General features: G+C 68.9%; 20 protein-coding genes. 11 read left to right on the forward strand and 9 right to left on the reverse strand.

The annotated features are described in order from the left end of the window. Positions 1-36: 36 nt before the first annotated feature. Together ACFTWF_RS01290 and ACFTWF_RS01295 are read right to left on the reverse strand one after the other, a co-directional pair. Positions 37-1,518, reverse strand: coding sequence for a methyltransferase (locus tag ACFTWF_RS01290; RefSeq protein ID WP_378459487.1), 1,482 nt, complete (start codon positions 1,516-1,518; stop codon positions 37-39). A 33-nt stretch (positions 1,519-1,551) separates the two neighbouring features. Then, positions 1,552-1,911 (reverse strand): DUF3099 domain-containing protein, encoded by a 360-nt coding sequence (locus ACFTWF_RS01295; RefSeq protein WP_378459488.1) that lies wholly within the window; start codon positions 1,909-1,911, stop codon positions 1,552-1,554. A gap of 87 nt (positions 1,912-1,998) precedes the next feature. Between ACFTWF_RS01295 and ACFTWF_RS01300 the strand changes: the two genes are divergently transcribed. Next, the gene (locus tag ACFTWF_RS01300; protein ID WP_005240826.1) at positions 1,999-2,235 is read left to right on the forward strand and encodes a DUF3039 domain-containing protein; all 237 of its coding nucleotides are present in this window, start codon (positions 1,999-2,001) and stop codon (positions 2,233-2,235) included. On the opposite strand, the gene ACFTWF_RS01305 is transcribed toward ACFTWF_RS01300, so the two are convergent. Further along, positions 2,208-3,377, reverse strand: coding sequence for a YihY/virulence factor BrkB family protein (locus ACFTWF_RS01305; protein ID WP_378459489.1), 1,170 nt, complete (start codon positions 3,375-3,377; stop codon positions 2,208-2,210). The genes ACFTWF_RS01300 and ACFTWF_RS01305 overlap by 28 nt on opposite strands. Positions 3,378-3,631: 254 nt before the next feature. Here ACFTWF_RS01305 and ACFTWF_RS01310 point away from each other — a divergent pair, with 254 nt between their 5' ends. Further along, on the forward strand, positions 3,632-5,395 hold the full coding sequence (locus ACFTWF_RS01310) for a DEAD/DEAH box helicase (RefSeq protein ID WP_378459778.1): 1,764 nt from the start codon (positions 3,632-3,634) through the stop codon (positions 5,393-5,395). A gap of 108 nt (positions 5,396-5,503) precedes the next feature. On the opposite strand, the gene ACFTWF_RS01315 is transcribed toward ACFTWF_RS01310, so the two are convergent. Further along, complete coding sequence (locus ACFTWF_RS01315; RefSeq protein ID WP_005240831.1) at positions 5,504-5,698, reverse strand: hypothetical protein; 195 nt, start codon at positions 5,696-5,698, stop codon at positions 5,504-5,506. Between the two features lie 261 nt (positions 5,699-5,959). Between ACFTWF_RS01315 and ACFTWF_RS01320 the strand changes: the two genes are divergently transcribed. From ACFTWF_RS01320 to ACFTWF_RS01330, 3 genes are read left to right on the forward strand one after another with little or no spacing between them, the layout of a single operon-like run. Further along, positions 5,960-6,334 carry a DUF952 domain-containing protein gene (locus tag ACFTWF_RS01320; protein ID WP_378459490.1) on the forward strand — a complete coding sequence of 125 codons (375 nt, stop codon included), beginning with the start codon at positions 5,960-5,962 and terminating at the stop codon, positions 6,332-6,334. A 47-nt stretch (positions 6,335-6,381) separates the two neighbouring features. After that, on the forward strand, positions 6,382-6,864 hold the full coding sequence (locus ACFTWF_RS01325) for a cation:proton antiporter regulatory subunit (RefSeq protein ID WP_185729344.1): 483 nt from the start codon (positions 6,382-6,384) through the stop codon (positions 6,862-6,864). 7 nt (positions 6,865-6,871) lie between these two features. Further along, positions 6,872-8,044: a cation:proton antiporter gene (locus ACFTWF_RS01330; RefSeq protein WP_378459491.1), complete on the forward strand. Its 1,173-nt coding sequence runs from the start codon at positions 6,872-6,874 to the stop codon at positions 8,042-8,044. A gap of 72 nt (positions 8,045-8,116) precedes the next feature. On the opposite strand, the gene ACFTWF_RS01335 is transcribed toward ACFTWF_RS01330, so the two are convergent. Beyond that, positions 8,117-9,490: an RNA polymerase sigma factor gene (locus ACFTWF_RS01335; RefSeq protein WP_185729346.1), complete on the reverse strand. Its 1,374-nt coding sequence runs from the start codon at positions 9,488-9,490 to the stop codon at positions 8,117-8,119. Between the two features lie 121 nt (positions 9,491-9,611). After that, positions 9,612-10,364 (reverse strand): polyphosphate--glucose phosphotransferase, encoded by a 753-nt coding sequence (ppgK, locus tag ACFTWF_RS01340; protein WP_378459492.1) that lies wholly within the window; start codon positions 10,362-10,364, stop codon positions 9,612-9,614. Positions 10,365-10,543: 179 nt separating this feature from the next. On the opposite strand from ppgK, the gene ACFTWF_RS01345 reads away from it, so the two are divergent. Beyond that, on the forward strand, positions 10,544-11,446 hold the full coding sequence (locus ACFTWF_RS01345) for an inositol monophosphatase family protein (protein WP_378459493.1): 903 nt from the start codon (positions 10,544-10,546) through the stop codon (positions 11,444-11,446). A gap of 7 nt (positions 11,447-11,453) precedes the next feature. On the opposite strand, the gene cei is transcribed toward ACFTWF_RS01345, so the two are convergent. Beyond that, complete coding sequence (gene cei, locus ACFTWF_RS01350) at positions 11,454-12,143, reverse strand: envelope integrity protein Cei (RefSeq protein ID WP_378459494.1); 690 nt, start codon at positions 12,141-12,143, stop codon at positions 11,454-11,456. Positions 12,144-12,623: 480 nt separating this feature from the next. Here cei and ACFTWF_RS01355 point away from each other — a divergent pair, with 480 nt between their 5' ends. Next, positions 12,624-12,926 (forward strand): DUF4193 domain-containing protein, encoded by a 303-nt coding sequence (locus ACFTWF_RS01355; RefSeq protein WP_087555838.1) that lies wholly within the window; start codon positions 12,624-12,626, stop codon positions 12,924-12,926. Positions 12,927-12,972: 46 nt separating this feature from the next. On the opposite strand, the gene ACFTWF_RS01360 is transcribed toward ACFTWF_RS01355, so the two are convergent. Next, positions 12,973-13,494 (reverse strand): DUF3093 domain-containing protein, encoded by a 522-nt coding sequence (locus ACFTWF_RS01360; RefSeq protein ID WP_378459495.1) that lies wholly within the window; start codon positions 13,492-13,494, stop codon positions 12,973-12,975. Positions 13,495-13,529: 35 nt separating this feature from the next. Here ACFTWF_RS01360 and dut point away from each other — a divergent pair, with 35 nt between their 5' ends. Together dut and ACFTWF_RS01370 are read left to right on the forward strand one after the other, a co-directional pair. Then, entirely contained in the window at positions 13,530-14,051 is a 522-nt protein-coding gene (gene dut / locus ACFTWF_RS01365) for a dUTP diphosphatase (RefSeq protein WP_378459496.1), read from the forward strand. A gap of 2 nt (positions 14,052-14,053) precedes the next feature. Beyond that, entirely contained in the window at positions 14,054-14,896 is an 843-nt protein-coding gene (locus ACFTWF_RS01370) for a DUF3710 domain-containing protein (protein WP_378459497.1), read from the forward strand. Between the two features lie 7 nt (positions 14,897-14,903). Here ACFTWF_RS01370 and ACFTWF_RS01375 read toward each other — a convergent pair whose 3' ends face one another. Next, on the reverse strand, positions 14,904-15,617 hold the full coding sequence (locus ACFTWF_RS01375) for an alpha/beta hydrolase (RefSeq protein WP_378459498.1): 714 nt from the start codon (positions 15,615-15,617) through the stop codon (positions 14,904-14,906). 137 nt (positions 15,618-15,754) lie between these two features. Here ACFTWF_RS01375 and ACFTWF_RS01380 point away from each other — a divergent pair, with 137 nt between their 5' ends. Continuing rightward, positions 15,755-16,132 (forward strand): OB-fold nucleic acid binding domain-containing protein, encoded by a 378-nt coding sequence (locus ACFTWF_RS01380; protein ID WP_005240856.1) that lies wholly within the window; start codon positions 15,755-15,757, stop codon positions 16,130-16,132. A gap of 28 nt (positions 16,133-16,160) precedes the next feature. After that, positions 16,161-16,895 (forward strand): DUF3159 domain-containing protein, encoded by a 735-nt coding sequence (locus ACFTWF_RS01385; protein ID WP_378459499.1) that lies wholly within the window; start codon positions 16,161-16,163, stop codon positions 16,893-16,895. The last annotated feature ends 43 nt before the right edge of the window (positions 16,896-16,938 follow it).

The raw sequence follows: 16,938 nt of genomic DNA on the forward strand, positions 1-16,938 counted from the left end.
AACACGTATAAGGGGGACGAGTCGGGAACCCGCCGGCTACGCGGGGAGCACCAGTCCGTGCCGGACGAGGGCGTGCACGAGGGGGACCGCGGAGTGTGCGAGTTCACCGGCGTCGACGCCGTGGGCGGCCGCCAGGAGATCGATCAATTCGCCCAGTACGAGGCCGTCGCTGCCGCGCATGCCCGCGACGAGGGAGGCGACGAGATCGTCGACCTCGTGCTGCCACGCCGGGCCGTTGCCGCGGTGCAACCGCGCGACCACCTGACTCCAGCCCTCGTCGCCGGGGAGGAACACCCGTTCGAGGGCGGTGCTCTCCTCGACGCGGAACCGCGCGGCGAGCACGTCGTTCTCGCGCAGCCACGCCACCCGGTCGAAGTATCCGAGCGCCTCCGCGCCGAGCGGGTCGCTGAAGCCGTGGGTGAGATCTTCCGCCATCAGGTCGGTGGGCGCGTCGGTCCGGCGCAGGTAGACGAACCCGAAGCCGATGCCCTCCACGTCAGCGCTCGCCAGGTGATCGAGCCAGTCCTCGGCGATCGTCGCCGATGCCGGGTCGCGGGTGTCGAGGCCCCCGTCCCGCATCCAGGTGCCGACGTACAGCGCGGGGTCCGCGACGTCGCGCTGCACCACCCACGCGTCGATGCCGTGGGCCGGAAGCCAGGAAGCCACCCGGGCCCGCCAGTCCTCGCCCCCGACGTGGATCCAGGACGCCAGCAGCGCCGCCGTCCCGCCGGGCGCCAGGTAGTCGGCGACCCGGGAGATCATCAATTCGCTGGCGCCGTCCAGGTCGAGACCCGAGTCGCGGTACGTGTGCCCCACCCGTGCGCGGCTGACGACGAACGGCGGATTCGCCACCACCTGGTCGAACGTGCGGCCGGCCACCGGCTCGAACCACGACCCGGCGAGTAGTTCCATCTCCTCGTCGTTGAGTGCGGCCGTGACGGCCGCGAGATCGACGGCACGGACATTGAGGTCTGTGGCCGTCACCGAGCCGGCGTAGGAGGTTCCGTGCAGCGCCTGGATGCCGCAGCCGGTTCCGACGTCGAGCAGCGACCCGACCGGTGCGGTCGGGGTGGCCTGCAGCAGCGACAGCGACGCGTGGCCGACGCCGATGACGTGATCGACCGGGGTCTCGCGAGGGCGGAGGGACCCGTCCAGGTCGGAGACCACCCAGCGGTTTCCGCCGCCGATGTCCATGGGGCGGAGGTCGAGGGCGGCCCGGACGACGTCGCCGTCGGACACGAGCAGGCCCGCAGCGACGGCGTCCTCGACCGAGAGCGGGGCCAGCGCCGCGGCCACCTCGGCGGCGGGGCAGTCGTCGGTGAGTAGGAACAGCCGGATCAGAGTTCCCAGTTCCCCGCAGCCGGCGCTGGCCCGGCGCACCGGGACCGGTTCGCTGCGGCTCAGCGCGGCATGATTCTCGGGGCCCAGCGCGTCGAGCAGAGTGTCCGTGTCGTACCGGTTGCGGCGGAGCGCCTCACGCAGGGAGGGGCAGATCGACAGCAGTTCGTCACGGTTCACCCGTGCATTGTGTCAGTACGCGCCGCGGGCGCGTCAGCCCTCGATGGTGTGGTGCGGCGGAGCGGGCAGGGCGGTGCCCGGCGACTCGCGGTGGTCGTAACGGCTGGGTTCGTCCTTGGTGCGCGGAGGCCGGTCGTTCGCGATGAGGACCGCGATCCACGGCAGTGGAATCGACACGCCGATGATCGCCATCGAGATCCACGGGTTCTCCCAGATGCCGTACGCCACCGCCGCGAAGATCAGCGCGGGGAACCGGAACGACATGATGAGCAGGTACTTGCGAACACGGGCGCGATGCTGTTCCTCGATCGATCGCGCGGCTTCGGTGATCAGAACCGGATTGTTCGGTGAGCCGGCGTCGTCGGACGCGCCGAACCCTGCACTTCGTGCCATGACTCCACTGTTCCACTGTCGGGCGGCAATTGCACACACGGGGGCGGCAGGGGTGGGATCGCGGGCCGGTTGCGGCATTATTGAGGGGTGAGCACTCAAACCAAGGAACGGCCCGACGTCACCACCGACGAGTCGACCGATGACGACACTCCCAAATTCTTCCATTACGTGAAGAAGAACAAGATCGCGGAGAGCGCCGTCATGGGCACCCACGTCGTCGCGCTGTGCGGCGAGGTGTTCCCGGTGACGAAATCCGCGAAGCCGGGATCGCCCGTCTGCCCCGACTGCAAGAAGATCTACGAAGGGTTGCGCAAGGGCGACTGAGGCTTCGCCGCCCGTCGCACACCCGGTGGCTCGGGACGTTCCGGAACCGAGCCGTCGGGCTGGACGTCGTTCCCGGACGCCGGTTCGGGACGGTCCGTCGGGGTGCGGTCGCCGACGATCTTGATCGGACCCGTCGCGATGCGCCGTGTGAGGCTGGTCACCGGATTCGCCGACGGTGAGCTGTCGGCCTGCGCCGCGATCCAGTCCCGCATCTGATCGATGCGGGTGGCGCGGGCGGGCCAGAATTCCTGGACGGTGGCGTTGAACTCGGCGCCGAGCACCACCGCGAAACCCAGGAAGAACGTGAACAGCAGGAACGCGATCGGTGTGGCCAGTGCCCCGTACGTGTATCCCGTGCCCGCGACCCACGACAGGTACCAGCGAAGGCAGGTGCTCGCGCCGAGGAAGAACACGCCCGCGACCAGTGCGCCGCCGAGCAGCCGGTGCCACGGCAGCGACCGGGGCAGCGCCACCTTGTAGAGGGTGGTCAGGCCGACGATCAGCAGCAACCCGACGGCGGGGTAGTAGAACGTGTCGACGATCTCCGTCCCGATGGTCCGCCACGCCTCGGGGAGTACCCGGCCGACGAGGGTCGGTCCCAGCGCGACCAGCGGCAGGGTGAACACGGCGAGGATCAGGAACATCACGTAGAGCAGCAACGCGAATACGCGCTGCCACACCGGGTGCCGCGCCTCCTGCTGCCCGTGGGCCTCGACGATCGAGTCGACGAACGTGGAGATGGCGGACGACCCCGCCCACAGCGACAGCAGAAAGCTCAGCGACACGATCTCGGGACGTCCCCGTTGCAGCACGTCGCCGACCGTCGGCCGGATGATCTGCTCGACGACGTTGTCGCTGAACACCGTCCCGCTGAAGTTGATGATCTTGGACTGGATGATGTCGACCGTGTCGGGTCCGAACCAGCCGCCGACGTATCCCAGCATTCCGAGGAGCCCCAGCAGGAGCGGCGGCAGCGACAGCGTCTGCCAGAACGCCGCCGTGGCCGCCTTCCCGAAGATCGAGTCGTCCCACGCCTTGCTCGCTGTGCGGCCGATCACGCTCAGCGTCCGACGTAGCGGATGCCACCCGGACTGGGGTGGGTCGCCGCCACCTTCCGGCGTTTTCGAGGGCGTTTCGGTCATGATGTTTCCAGCATCCCTGACGACACGCCCGGTTGCCCACCGCTGCTGTCCTCGTGTCGCGACAAATCTGCCACTATCGGAACTCGCGAATGCAGTTCACGTCGGATCCGGGCGCTAGGCTCCTTGACGGACAGCGCCTTCGGGTCTGGAGCCGGACATGTCGATCGAATACCGAGGAGTGCAACAAACAGTGCCATGTCAGCGGAGGGCAGCCCGTGAGTGCTGAGACAGTGGGCTCCCAGTCGGCGCCGAGAGTGGAAACCGAGGCCGCGCAGATAGTGGGCACCGAGGCCTACCTCGCACAGACCGAACCGGCCAGACCGTCGGGTTCGCTGCGTGCTTGGCAGCGTCGCGCCCTGACGAAGTATCTGTCCACCGGACCGCAGGACTTCCTCGCGGTCGCGACGCCGGGCGCCGGCAAGACCACGTTCGCGCTGCGCGTCGCGTCGGAATTGCTGCGCGACCGCACCGTCGACCAGGTCACCGTGGTCGCGCCCACCGAGCACCTCAAGCACCAGTGGGCCGAGTCGGCGGCGCGCAACGGCATCGCGCTGGACTCGTACTTCTCCAACTCGACGGGGCAGACGTCCAGCGACTATCAGGGTGTGGTGGTGACGTACGCGCAGGTCGCGTCCCACCCGTTCAAGCACCGTGTCCGCACCGAGAGCCGGCGCACGCTGGTCATCCTCGACGAGATCCACCACGGCGGCGATGCGAAGAGCTGGGGTGACGCGATCCGGGAGGCGTTCGGTGACGCCACTCGCCGCCTCGCGCTCACCGGAACGCCCTTCCGCAGCGACGACAGCGCGATCCCGTTCGTGACCTACGAACCCGACCGCGAGGGCCTGATGCGCTCGAAGGCGGACCACTCCTACGGGTACTCCGACGCGCTCGCGGACGGCGTCGTCCGGCCCGTCGTGTTCCTGGCCTACTCGGGCGAGGCGCGCTGGCGGAACAATGCCGGCGAGGAGTTCTCGGCGCGACTCGGGGAGCCGCTCAGCGCCGAGCAGACGGCCCGGGCGTGGCGGACGGCGCTGGACCCGTCGGGTGACTGGATTCCCGCCGTCCTGCACGCCGCCGACACGAGGCTCGGCCAGTTGCGCACGGGCGGCATGCCCGACGCGGGCGGTCTGGTGATCGCCACCGATCAGACCGTGGCCCGCGCCTACGCGCAGACGCTGAAGGCGGTCACCGGGGAAGATCCGGTCGTGGTGCTCTCCGACGACCCGACGGCGTCCAAGCGGATCGCCGAGTTCGGCGCGAGCACCCAGAAGTGGATGGTCGCCGTCCGCATGGTGTCGGAAGGCGTCGACGTGCCGCGTCTGGCCGTCGGCGTGTACGCCACCAGCGCGTCCACCCCGCTCTATTTCGCGCAGGCGATCGGACGATTCGTGCGGTCCCGCCGCAAGGGTGAGACGGCGAGCGTGTTCCTGCCGTCGGTGCCGGTGCTGCTCGACCTGGCCAGCCAGCTCGAGGCGCAGCGCGATCACGTGCTCGGCAAGCCGCACCGCGAGAAGGACGGCTTCGACGACGACCTCCTCGCGGACGCGAACAAACAGAAGGACGAACTCGGCGAAGACGAGAAGGCCTTCACCTCACTCGGGGCGGATGCCGAGCTCGATCAGGTGATCTACGACGGTTCGTCCTTCGGGACGGCCACGTTCTCCGGCTCCGACGAGGAGGCCGACTATCTCGGGCTGCCCGGTCTGCTCGACGCCGATCAGATGCGCGCCCTGCTGCGTCAGCGTCAGGCGGAGCAGCTGGACAAGCCGGAGCCCGCTCCCGCTGCGCCCGCCCACACGCCGGTGCCGCAGGTCGCGGACCGGGTGGCGGCGGCCGGACAGCTGGCGCAGCTGCGCCGGGAACTGAACAGCCTGGTCGCCATGCATCATCACAGGACCGGCAAACCGCACGGCACCATCCACGGCGAGCTGCGTCGGGTGTGCGGGGGACCGCCCACGGCGATCGCCACCGTCGACCAACTCACCGAGCGGATCTCCACGCTGCGGCAGTGGTGACCACCGTCACCCGGTCCGCCGAACAGACGAGACCGGCGAGTGCAGTGCACTCGCCGGTCTCGTGTTCTGAAAGAGGTGAGCCTGGGACGGGTCACCCGGGCTGACGTATCAGATTGCAGCTTCGGCTTCGGACACGATCGTTGCGTTCATCTCGCGAAGCCGGTCTGCGTGCTCGTTGGCGTGGTGACCGCAGAAGAGCAACTCTCCTCCGGTCGGAAGGACCGCGCGAACGCGGGCTCCCGCACCGCACCGGTCGCACCGGTCGGCTGCGGTCAACGGGGGGCTGGTCAGTGTTCCGGGCATGACTCCTCCGTACTGGCTTTTCGACTGATGCCGAGTGCCTGGGGCCTTGGTCCGCCGCGTCGGGGTGGCGCGGTGGATCTACTCTGTCAGACGTTTGAGGTTTACGCGTTGTTCCCGACGGCGTTTCTCAGTGTTGCATCACACACGAAACGCGCCGGAAATGCGCCGGACAAGCCCTGAAGAGGGCGGACGTGAACAGACCGCGCGGTCCGAGTTCGCTGACAGCTGATTCGGTTTCGGGCGTGACGCTAGTCTCACCGTGTGAAATCCGAACCCGCTCACCCCGGCGCACCCGCCCGGCTCGTCCACCTCTGCAGCCGCGAGGAGTGGCAGACCGCGCAACGCGAAGGCCACCGCATCCCCGACGGGTTCGCGGCCGACGGATTCGTCCACCTGTCGACACCGGCCCAGGTGCACCTGCCGGCAGACAGGCTGTTCGCCGGGCGCACGGACCTCGTCCTGCTGACGCTCGACCCCGCCGCTCTCGGTGCACCCGTCGAGTGGGAGCCGGGTGTCCCCACCGATCCGTCCTCGATGCTCTTCCCCCACCTGTACGGGCCGCTGCCCGTCACGGCGGTGACCGCGGTCGAGGACTACCGCCCCGGCGCCGACGGAACGTTCCCCGCCCGGCACTGAAGCGAGCCTCCCACGGTTGCCCCTACCGTTCGGACTACCGTGGAGACATGAACGTTGAAGTGACGCCGCTCCCGGGCATCGGGGTGCGTAAGGACTTCGAACTCGCCTCAGGTCGTCGAATCGGTGTCATCACCCATCGCGACGGTCGCACGGATCTGATCGTCTCGAAGGCCGACGACCCCGACGCGTGCGCCGCCTCCGTACCGCTCACCACCGAGGAGGCGGCGGTCCTCAGCAATCTGCTGGGGGCTCCGCAACTCGTGGCGCAGCTGGAAGAGGAGCACCGGGACCTGCCCGGCATCCGCACCAAGCAGCTGTACATCAAGGAAGACTCCCGATTCGACGGCCGGCCGCTCGGCGACACGGCGATGCGGACCCGGACCGGGGTCTCGATCGTCGCGGTCATGCGGGCTGGTCAGGTCTACCCGTCGCCGAAACCTGATTTCCTGCTCACTTCGGGCGATCTCCTGGTCGCCGTCGGAACAACAGACGGACTGGACGCGTCAGCCAAGCTCCTGGCCAACGGCTGACCGTCCCGTGAACACCACCACGCTCGCGCTCATCGAACTGGGCGCGGTGTTCTTCGCGCTCGGGCTCCTGGGCCGTCTCGCGGCGCAGTTCGGCATGTCGCCGATCCCGTTCTACCTTCTCGGCGGCCTCTGCTTCGGCAGCGGTGGGTTCGTCAATCTCGGTGACATCAGCGAGTTCAGTCACCTGGCGAGCGAGATCGGCGTGGTGCTCCTGCTGCTGCTGCTGGGTCTGGAGTACACGGCGTCGGAACTCGTCACCGGTCTGCGCCGGTCGTGGATGGCCGGTGTCGTCGACGCCGTCCTCAACGCGGCGCCGGGCGCCGTCGTCGCGCTGATGCTGGGCTGGGGGATCACCGGCGCCGTCGTGATGGCCGGCGTCACCTACATCTCGTCGTCGGGCATCATCGCGAAGGTACTGAGCGACCTGGGGAGGCTCGGTAACCGCGAAACACCGGTCGTGCTCTCGATACTGGTGTTCGAGGATCTCGCGATGGCCGTGTACCTGCCGATCCTGACGGCCCTGCTCGCCGGTGTCAGTTTCGCCGGCGGACTCGAGGCCGTCGCGATCTCCCTCGTCGTGATCTCGGTCGTCCTCGTGATCGCCCTCCGCTACGGGCGATACGTCTCGGCGCTGCTGGACAGCCCGGACAGCGAGACCCTGCTCCTGAAACTGCTCGGCGCCGCGCTGCTCGTCGCGGGGATCAGCTCGGCGATGCAGGTCTCCGCCGCCGTCGGCGCATTCCTCCTCGGAATCGCGATCTCCGGAACGACCGCCCACAACGCCAGTCGTGTCCTCGAACCGCTCCGCGATCTGTTCGCGGCCATGTTCTTCGTGGTGTTCGGGCTCAACACCGATCCGCGGGCGATCCCGCCGGTTCTCGGCTGGGCAGTGCTCCTCGCCGTCGTCACCGCGCTGACGAAGATGATCACCGGGGCGTGGGCGGCGAAACAGCAGGGCGTCGGACGGCTGGGCCGGGCCCGGGCCGGGGTCGCGCTGATCGCGCGCGGCGAGTTCTCGATCGTCATCGCCGGCCTGGCGTTGTCGGCCGGCGCGGTGGAGAGCGAACTCGTCGCACTCGCCACCGCCTACGTCCTCCTGATGGCCGTCATCGGGCCGGTGGCGGCGCGGGTCGTCGAACCGGTGGCGAGCGCCTGGATCCGGGTCCGTACGAGCGTGTAGCGGCGCTCCGTGCGCCCACACGACGATGCCCCCGCGACTCGCGCGGAGTCCGGGGGCATCGGGGTACGGCTGTCAGTCCAGGTAGTCGCGCAGCACCTGCGACCGCGAGGGGTGACGCAGCTTCGACATGGTCTTGGACTCGATCTGACGGATGCGCTCACGCGTGACCCCGTAGACCTGTCCGATCTCGTCGAGGGTGCGGGGCTGTCCGTCGGTCAGTCCGAAGCGCAGGCGCACGACGCCGGCCTCACGCTCGGACAGCGTCTCGAGCACCGACTGCAGCTGGTCCTGCAGCAGGGTGAACGACACGGCGTCGACGGCGACGACGGCCTCGGAGTCCTCGATGAAGTCGCCGAGCTGGCTGTCGCCCTCGTCGCCGATCGTCTGGTCGAGGGAGATGGGCTCACGCGCGTACTGCTGGATCTCCAGCACCTTCTCGGGCGTGATGTCCATTTCCTTGGCGAGCTCTTCGGGAGTGGGCTCGCGGCCCAGATCCTGCAGGAGCTCACGTTGGATGCGGCCGAGCTTGTTGATGACCTCCACCATATGCACCGGGATGCGGATGGTGCGGGCCTGGTCGGCCATCGCGCGGGTGATGGCCTGGCGGATCCACCACGTGGCGTAGGTCGAGAACTTGTAGCCCTTCGTGTAGTCGAACTTCTCGACCGCGCGAATGAGGCCCAGGTTGCCTTCCTGGATCAGGTCGAGGAAGGCCATGCCGCGGCCGGTGTAGCGCTTGGCGAGCGACACGACGAGGCGGAGGTTTGCCTCGAGCAGGTGGTTCTTGGCGCGGTTGCCGTCGCGGCAGATCCAGCTCATGTCGCGGCGCTGTGCGGCGGGGAGCTTCTCCCCGGTATCGGACAGTTCCTGCATGATCTGCGTCGCGTATAGCCCGGCCTCGATCCGCTTGGCGAGCTCGACCTCCTCTTCTGCGTTGAGGAGGGCGACCTTGCCGATCTGCTTGAGGTACGCGCGCACCGAATCGGCGGACGCGGTGAGCTCGGCGTCCTTGCGGGCCTGACGGAGGGCCTCGGACTCCTCCTCGTCCCACACGAAGTCGCCGGAGGCCTTGTCCTTCTCGGACGGCTCCTCGGTCTCCTCGTCCTCGCCGACGGCCACGACCTCCACGACATCGGACTCCACCTCGGCCAGGTCGCCTTCGGTGATGTCGATGTCTTCCATGTCGGCCGAGTCCTCGTCGAGGTCCTCGCCGTCCGCTGACTTACCGGCCGTGGCCTTCTTGGCGCCCGCCTTCTTCGCTGCCGCTTTCTTGGCGGGAGCCTTCTTCGCTGCTGCCTTCTTGGCCGGCGCCTTCTTGGCCGCCGGCTTCTTCACGGAAGTGTCTTCGGCTGCCGGAGCAGTGCCGGGGGCTGCCGCTCCGACTGGTGCTTCCGGTCCTGACTCCGAAGTCGAATCAGCAGTCTGACGTGTATCGGTGGCTGCCACGTACGCCCTTTCGTGACGGTGTCGTGCGGCGTCACGCCAGAGTGGTCATCCGGCGGAGAGGTCTACTGGTTTCGCCGGCGCGCAGCCGGGCCCTTCCATTGTAACGACCCATCCGAAATAGTTACGGAGCGATGCCCGTTTCGACGGCGAGAGCAGCACCGACGATGCCTGCCGTGTTGAGCAGCGCAGCAGGTACGACGGGTGTCCTGTTGGTCAGATGCGGAATCCACTTCTCGTGTTTACGGCTGATTCCGCCGCCGGCGATGAACAGATCCGGCCACAGGAGGTTCTCGAACCGGGTGAGGACGCGGGTCACCTCGGCCGCCCACTCCTTGTAGGACAGATCCTTCTTCTCCTTCACCGACGACGCCGCCCGGTGCTCGGCTTCCTTGCCGTCCACCTCCATGTGCCCGAACTCGGTATTGGGGAGCAGGACGCCGTCGTGGAGGATCGCGGAGCCGATGCCCGTGCCGAACGTGAGGAGGATGACGACCCCCTTCGCGTCCTTGCCTGCGCCGAGCGCGTCCTCCGCGATCCCCGCCGCGTCGGCGTCGTTGAGGACGGTGACGAGCCGGCCGCCGAGCGCGTCGGCGAACAGGGCGCGCGCGTCCGTCCCGATCCAGTGTTTGTCGATGTTCGCGGCGGTCCGCGCCACTCCGCCGGTGACGACGCTGGGCAAGGTGATACCGACCGGTCCGTTCCATTCCGCCTGGTGGATGATCTCCGCGACGGTCTGCGCGACCGCCTCCGGTGTGGACGGCTGCGGCGTGAGCAGCTTGATCCGATCCCCGACGAGTTCACCGGTCTCGAGATCCACGACGCCGCCCTTGACGCCGCTGCCCCCGACGTCGACACCGAACCCGGTCTTGGTCATGGCGTGTGCTCCTCCGTGTCGACGACGACTGTTCTCCGGCGCGCTTCTGCTGCTCGTCACACTAGTGCGTCGAGACGACTTCGGTGGGTGACACGGGCCGACCGGAGAGGCACCGTGCGTCAGGGCGCGAAAAACGTCAGCGGTGGTGTGAGGCAGTGAAAGTGTGTTCCGATGGGTACGTGCACGCACCCCAGAGTTCAGACTCCCCGTCCGGCCACGTCGGCACCGATCCCCGCGAACTGCTCGAGGTCGCCGTCGCCGTGGCCGAGGAAGCCGCCGCGCACGTCCGCGCGAGGCGGCCCGCGGTGTTCGGAATCGTCGGGGAGCGAGCAGGATCCGGCGATTCCGTGACGGCCAAGAGCACCCCGACGGACCCGGTCACGGTGGTCGACACCGAGAGCGAGCACGTCATCCGGGACCGTCTCGCGGAGCTGCGCCCGGGTGATGCGATCCTCGGCGAAGAGGGTGGGGGAGAGGGACATTCCGTCGCGGGGGTGCGGTGGATCGTGGACCCGATCGACGGCACGGTGAACTTCCTGTACGGCGTCCCCGCCTACGCGGTGTCGGTGGCCGTCCAGATCGACGGGGTGTCCGTCGCCGGGGCCGTGGTCGATGTGGCCGCCGGGTCGACGTACGCCGCGGCCCGCGGCGGCGGCGCGACACTCACCGACGCGGACGGACGGGTGAGCGAACTCCGGTGCAACCCCGTGACGGACCTGTCGATGGCGTTGCTCGCCACCGGATTCGGGTACGGCGCGGCACGGCGGAAGGCGCAGGGAGCACTCATCGCCGACATCCTCCCGCAGGTGCGCGACATCCGCCGGATCGGTTCGGCGGCCCTCGATCTGTGCATGGTCGCGGCCGGCCGGGTCGACGCCCACTTCGAGCACGGGCTGAGTCCGTGGGACTGGGCCGCCGGGTCGCTGATCGCGACCGAGGCCGGAGCCCGCGTGCGCATCCCCGCGCCGCACACGTTCAGCGCGGATGGCGAGGTGGTGGTGGCGGCCGCTCCCGGCATCGCCGATGCGCTGGACGCGCTGTTCGCCGAGACCGGGGCGGACGCCCCGATCCCGGAGGTGTGACCGGCGGTCAGCAGCGGGCGGTGCGCGCCGCCTTCAGGAGATCGATGTCGAGAGGCGCCGGCTGGGTTCCGGACGGCGGTTCCTTCAGCGACCGCAGCACCTCTTCGGCGTCGGTGTTGGGTGAGATCTTGCGGAAGTAGGTTCCGAGCGCCAGATCGACCGTGTCGTCGGTGCGGGTGTCCTCGATGAGCTCGGCGCACGGGGCGACCAGCCAGAGCGCACTCGCGGCGGCGACGCCGTTGGGGCCGAACCGCAGCTGCCCCTGGCACTGCATGTTCTGGTCGACGTAGACCGGGTCGTTGCCCGCCTGCACGTCGGGGGCGCTCGCGAACCCGTAGTCGCTCAGCTGGGCGGCCACCTGCGCTGCCTGCCCGTGCTCGCCGTTCGCGTTGAACACGCGCACCTTGGTGGCGGACAGGGCGGCAGGCTCCACGTCCCGCAGGATCGAACCGTCGACGCGTTCGCCCAGCGCCTGCTGCGGCGGGGCGGCGGGGTCGACCGGCTGCGCCGCGGGCTGGGGCGCATTGCAGTCGACCGTGGTGGCGAGATCCTCGTCGTCGCCGAGTACGCGGATCCACACGATTGCGCCGAGCAGGGCGAGGACCGCGAACACCACGAGGATCGGCATCGCCCGGCGCCGCCGGAACGGACGACCCCTGTCGTCGTGCGAGCTGCCTTCGGTGATCAGTGAAACCACAGTGTGCCTCGACCTCTCCTACAGACTGCGCTCGTGACGTATCGCCCGCACAGCGCACCGATACAGGGCCTGGCCACACGTCGTGGCGCAGGTTTGGCACCTACCTTAGATCCCCGCGGCGTCATAACTCCGAACCCGTCCCCGTTGTGGAATGTCACAGCTTGCTCTGGGGTTGGTGACGATTAGCAGACAATTTGCGCGATCGGCCGATTCGGTTACGACTTTTGTACTTCCTTCGGCTACTGTCTGGCGGCCCCAGTCGTTCAAAGCGTGCAGAACGAGGGTCGGCAGAAGATGAATAAAGAGGCGTAGATCATGTTTCCGGGGCCTGGTTCCGGGCACGTTCCCATCCGTTGCGGCGTTGTGTGGCCGCAGGGTGTGATCTGCGCCGAGGCGGTTTGCGGGTGGACGGTCGACCGGCACACGGTTCGACGTACCGCGCGGGCCGGGATACAGGGAAGAAGATGAGGGGAAGGCGACATGGCAACTGACTACGACGCACCGCGGCGAACAGAGTCCGACGAGGTTTCGGAGGATTCGCTGGAGGAGCTGAAGGCGCGACGTAACGAGGCTCAGTCGGCTGTTGTCGACGTGGACGAGTCCGACACGGCGGAATCGTTCGAACTGCCCGGCGCGGATCTGTCCGGCGAGGAACTCTCGGTGCGCGTCGTGCCGAAGCAGGCCGACGAGTTCACGTGTTCGAGCTGCTTCCTGGTGCACCACCGCAGCCGGCTCGCCAGTGAGGCGGGCGGAGTGCTGGTGTGCAGGGACTGCGCGGCCTGAGCGGCGGCGAGTACGAGAGGCGGACGGTGGGAGGCCCACCGTCCGATCAGTCGCCGTCCGCCTGCGGGCGCGCACGGTTGACCGCGGCCAGCAACTCCGCGGGCCGACGCGTGCTGATCAGCCAGTAGGGGGTCGGGTCCTCGGGGTCGTCGAGCACGATCAGTGCCATCGGCTTGACCCACACCCGGTGCTGCACGAAGGCTGCGGGGTCGAGCTGACGACCGAGCGCCGCGCTCTTCGCCGAACCGGGCACCTCGGCGACCCGCGCGATGACGTCGACCGGGAGATGCGCCTGTCCGACCCGCAGGTGGACGCCGTTCGGTTCTTCGACGACCTCGACGCGAAGGCGACTGAGCCAGACGAGTCCCCACACGGGCAGCGGAAGCAGCAGGACATACGGCAGCCAGGCGCGGATGCCCGGCGCACCCATGTGCACCTCCGCGGCGAGCAGGCCCGCGACGAACAACCCGACCGCCCACCACCAGACGGGCACCCAGAGGCGCTCCGAGTACAGGGTGGGCGAGGTGTGATCGGTGGGCGCGACATCGGGCCGGGACGTTTCTGACACCCGACCAGGATAGTCGGTGTCTGCGAGTAGGCTCGGTGCACGTGAGCGACCTATCTCCCGGCCCTTCCTCCGCCGCGACCCCCGCCCTTCCGCCCGTCGCCCTTCAGCGCCTGGACCCGGACATTCCGCTGCCGCGGCGTGCGCACGACGGTGACGCCGGTGTCGACCTCTGCAGCACCCTCGACGTGACCATCGAGCCGGGGCGCCGCGTCCTCGTCGGAACGGGCGTCGCGATCGCGCTGCCGCTGGGCACCGTCGGACTCATCCACCCCCGGTCGGGACTCGCCGCCAAGTCGGGGCTGTCGGTGGTCAACACGCCGGGCACCATCGACGCAGGATACCGGGGCGAGATCAAGGTGTGCCTGATCAATCACGATCTCGAGACGCCGATCGAGATCCGCCGCGGCGACCGGATCGCCCAACTCGTGGTGCAGCGGGTCGAACTGGTGTCGTTCGTCGAGGTCGAATCCCTCGACGGCACCTCCCGCGGTAGCGACGGACACGGGTCGAGTGGCGGCCACGCCAGCCTCGTCGGCAATGTCAGTGAAGGAGCCTGATCATGTTCGGACGTCGTAAGAAGGAGAAGGAAGCCGAGGACGGCAGGCCCGACGTCTTCGAGGACGCCGACACGGACGCCGCCGACGACGACACGGAATTCGACGACTTCGACGCCGTCACCGAGGTCGACGGCGGACCGTACGACGCCGACGACCTGGAGTCGGGCGCCGATCTCACCGTCGGTGAGGTGGGGACCCGGCTGGACCTCGGTTCGGTCCTCGTGCCGATGCCGCAGGGGGCCCAGTTGCAGGTCGAGATGGCGCCGGACGGTTCGCCGCAGGCCGTGCACCTCGTCACTCAGCACGGGCGCGTCACGGTGGCGGCGTATGCCGCCCCGAAGTCGCCGGGCCAGTGGCGCGAGGTCGCCGGCGACCTCGCCGAATCCCTGCGGAACGACAACGCGACGGTGAGCGTCGAGAGCGGACCGTGGGGCCGCGAGGTGTTCGCCGTCACCCCCAATGCGGACCTGCGTTTCATCGGCGTCGACGGCTACCGCTGGATGGTGCGGTGCGTGGTCGCGGGACCGAGCGGTGGCAACACGTCCGATTCGGAACTCGTCGCGACCGCCCGGGCGATCCTGCGCGACACCGTCGTCAAGCGGGGAAACGAGCCGAACCCGGTGCGGACCCCGCTGCCGGTGGTCCTGCCGGAGGCGCTCGCTCAGCAGTTGGCGGCCGCCCACCAGCAACAGCTGGCACAGCAGCAGGGCGCCACCGCGCAGCAACCTGCCCCGCAGCAGCCCGGCCCGGGCTCTCAGGACGAGTCGCAGGCACCCCAGCCCCCGGCCCAGCCGCAGCAGCGTCGCGGCGAATCGGGTTCTGCGATGCAGCAACTCGGCCGCTGACGGCAGCTCAGATCGTGTGCAGTACCGAATCCAGCGCCTCGAGACCGGCGTAACCGAGGACGGCCGGGTCGGCACCGATCTCGTCCAGCGTCACGGTGACCAGACCGGCATGCGGCAACAGTTCGGACCAGCTGCGGGCGACCTCGAGTGGGTGCACCGCGTCGTCGACGGCGGCGGCGATGCCGACCGGCACGACGATGCGACCCAGGTCGTCCGCGCTCGGGGCGTGGTATTCGGAGGCCTCGTCCAGTGCCGCCGGAAGGTGCGGCCATTGCGATCGCCAGGATTTGGCCAGTTCCCGTCCCAGCCAGGGCGGACTGGAGGCGATCATCTCGGCGGTGACCTGTTCGAGGCCGTCCGCCCGCAGCCGGGCGGCGGTGAACCGGGCGCTGGCGGCGGCGGGGGCGTCGGCGGCGGTCCCGGTCCACGCGGGCAGCGCCGCGAGGACCCCGGCGGCGTGCAGAGGGTGTGATCCTGCCCACTGCAACGCCACTGCCGCTCCGATCGAGACCCCGCCGACGATGATCCGGGAATGCTGCGCAGCCGCGGCGTCGAGCGCGTCCAGATAGCTGCCGACGACCCGTCGCGGGTCGGGTTGGACTGCGACCGTACGCACTCTGCGGCAGGCCAGAGGCTCGGTGAAGGCGCGAGACACGAAGTCCGCGTCGGATCCCGTACCCGGGAGTACTACGGCCACGGACGGCCGGTCATCAGAGGGCATGAGGTGATCTTGCCTCGTCCCCGGCAGCGCCCCTTCCGCTGGTGTGGTTGCCGGGAACCAATGGGTCTACAGTGGCGAATACACAGCCCTACGAGCGGCGCGAAGATCTCGCGTCGCACATGCTCCAGGAGCGCGCAATGGCACCCGCCACGGCAGGATATTTTCGTCGGCTGACTCGCAGGCTCACCGAAGACCTCGAGCAGCTGGACGCCGAGGAAATGGCCGAGACGTCACAGGCGTCCGGCGCACAACGTGCCTGCGACTGCAGCCGCGGTGAAGAGGTCACCATGCTGGGACGGCTCCGCAGCGTCGAAGCGTGTCCGAAGTCCGGGAACGCCAGCATCGAAGCCGAATTCTTCGACGGCACCGAACAGATCAAGTTGGTGTGGATCGGCCGGCGGAGGATTCCGGGGATCGAGCCGGGCAAGACCCTCCTCGTTCGCGGACGCGTCGGCGAACGCGACGGCCAGAAGGTGATCTTCAACCCGTATTACGAGCTGCGCGGCGAATCGTAGGGTCCGTCTCGTGTGGCACTCTCGTCGAGTGACCGAAACGAAGCAGCAATCCATACTCGAACAGCTCGGTGGGATCAGCGGGCTGGTCTATTCGACCCTGCCCATCCTGGTCTTCGTCCCGGTCAACGCGGTGTGGAGCCTGGGTCCGGCTATCTGGGCGGCCCTCGGCGTCGCGGTCGCCATCCTCGTCTGGCGCCTCGTGCGCCGCAGCCCCGTCCAGCCCGCGGTCTCCGGGTTCTTCGGCGTCGGCATCTCCGCGTTCATCGCGTACCGCACGGGTGATGCCAAGGGGTACTTCCTGTTCGGCATCTACACGAGCCTCGCGTACGGGGCGGTGTTCCTGATCTCGATCCTGGTGCGCCGGCCGATCGTCGGACTCATCTGGGGGTTCCTCAACGGCCACGGCAACCTCTGGCGGCGGCATCGCGGCGCGGTGCGTGCCTACGACGTCGCCACGGCCGCCTGGGCGCTGGTGTTCGGGGCCCGGTACGTCGTGCAGTCGCAACTCTACGATTCCGACCAGACCGGTTGGCTCGCCTTTGCGCGCATCGCGATGGGCTGGCCGTTGGCGGGATTGGCTCTGCTGGTGACGATCTGGGCGGTGCGGCGGGCCGACCGGATCGTCGAACCCGGCCCGTCCGAGGAGGCCGCCGTGCCGGTCGACGACACCGAGGCCGCCCTGCCGACGGAGGGTACCGAGGCGGCCGTGCCGACCGACGACACCGAGGCGGGCGGTCCCCGCGAGGAGCCCGGCCGGCCGTAGCCGGTGCCCGCCGTGGGGCTCTAAGTCGTTGCGCCGGCGGCGA

The organism is Rhodococcus sp. NPDC056960 (assembly GCF_042674125.1).
GTDB lineage: Bacteria > Actinomycetota > Actinomycetes > Mycobacteriales > Mycobacteriaceae > Rhodococcus_F.